The organism is Bartonella tribocorum (assembly GCF_002777915.1).
Classification (GTDB): domain Bacteria; phylum Pseudomonadota; class Alphaproteobacteria; order Rhizobiales; family Rhizobiaceae; genus Bartonella; species Bartonella tribocorum_A.
On the sequence record NZ_NJGE01000062.1, the window covers coordinates 1 to 1,563 of the forward strand.

Consider the following 1,563-nt stretch of genomic DNA (forward strand, 5'->3'; position numbering starts at 1 on the left):
AATATATAGTCTTTATAATATATAGTCTTTATAAGTATTGAGGAGCAGGATTCCTAGTGATGATATTGTTTACTGCAACTTAAACGATAGAAAAAAGCTTAGTAGAACCACAGCAGCTCGTTGTGAGTAGAACTTGATTTTAGTGAGACATTGTTCTCCGATTACTCTCAATTTTGGGAGAGGAAGTGCTCACTTTTAAGTAAAAAAGATCCTGCCAAACTTGCAGTGAAGAAAGAATTGACCAACCTTGCTGCTCAAGAAAAAAGAGTTGGTTGAAAAAGAATCCCATTAAATTTACCGATAGCAAATTTGGTCAGACAAACAAAGTCTATAAGAGAGACGATTTGTTTGATCCTAACAAAAGAGTTAAATGGACTGAAAAACAGGAAACAATATGGGGCACCAATGTTGAGAGAATGGAAACAGGAAGAGCACCTATAGGTTTTGATGGTAAGCCCGTTGAGCTGCATCATCTATCGCAAACGCCTGAGGGACCCATAGCAGAAATGAGCCATGAATCTCATAAAAAATATACTTCTGTGATTCATAATAATCCCAAAAAACATCAATCACTTATAGAGAGAGAAAAGTTTAAAAAATGGAGAGAGGAATATTGGAAGGAACGCGCTAAAGGGTATAGAGAACAAAAAAACACTAATTTAGGAGGAATAATTGATATGAGATGGGGTATCATAGGTATAGATTTTAACAGATGGGAACAGGAGCATCGGCAGTAATGCTCTACGGTTGATGAAAAGAGAAAAAAGAAGTTTGGAGAAATAATCGATGAAAACCTATACCTTAAATGATGTCATAGAATTAGTTGATAAATATGATGGTGATATTGTCAATTTTTGTTCTGAAGAAAATGTAGTTAATAATCTCGTGATTGAAAAGGCAGAGAAAGTTCTTGGTTTACAATTCACCTCGTCTTACAAGAGTTTTTTAAAGCATTATAAAGGCGGGGACATTGGTGGTGAGGAAATCTATAGTCTTTATGAGCATCCTATAGGTGTTTCTGTTAACGACATTGTTTTTCAAAACTTAAATGATAGAAAACGTGGTTTTACGACACCAGAACAGCTTATCGTTTGTGATGCTGATTTTGGTGAAACCTTTTACTTTGATTATACACAGTTTAGGGATGGAGAATGTCCACTCTATCTCAAGTATACATCTGAAGATTGCGAATATTACGCGAGCAATTTTTATGAGTTCCTTTGTAAAAGAATTATAGTACATGCGGGAGAAGAGATACTTGATGGTGATCAACCGATTGAAAAGACCGAGAATACTCCCAGTCCGCAACCTATCCCTTTTTACAAGAGTTTTTGGAAAAAACTATGGAGGAGATGACATTGGTAGTGATGAAATATATAGTCTTTATAAGTATTGAGGAGCAGGATTCCTAGTGATGATATTGTTTACTGCAACTTAAACGATAGAAAAAAGCTTAGTAGAACCACAGCAGCTCGTTGTGAGTAGAACTTGATTTTAGTGAGACATTGTTCTCCGATTACTCTCAATTTTGGGAGAGGAAGTGCTCACTTTTAAGTAAAAAAG

1 protein-coding gene and 1 pseudogene are annotated in these 1,563 nt (G+C 35.5%); both read left to right on the top strand.

Annotated features, from left to right (window positions below; all coding sequences use genetic code 11):
* Positions 1-201: 201 nt before the first annotated feature.
* Positions 202-737, top strand: a pseudogene (locus tag CER18_RS09640) (HNH/ENDO VII family nuclease); the annotation flags it as partial.
* A gap of 49 nt (positions 738-786) precedes the next feature.
* Positions 787-1,356 (top strand): SMI1/KNR4 family protein, encoded by a 570-nt coding sequence (locus tag CER18_RS09645; RefSeq protein ID WP_100129740.1) that lies wholly within the window; start codon positions 787-789, stop codon positions 1,354-1,356.
* Positions 1,357-1,563 lie beyond the last annotated feature (207 nt).

Excerpts from the sequence above, each read along its gene's own strand:
- CER18_RS09645 (WP_100129740.1), top strand. The coding sequence starts at position 787 with ATGAAAACCTATACCTTAAATGATGTCATAGAATTAGTTGATAAATAT.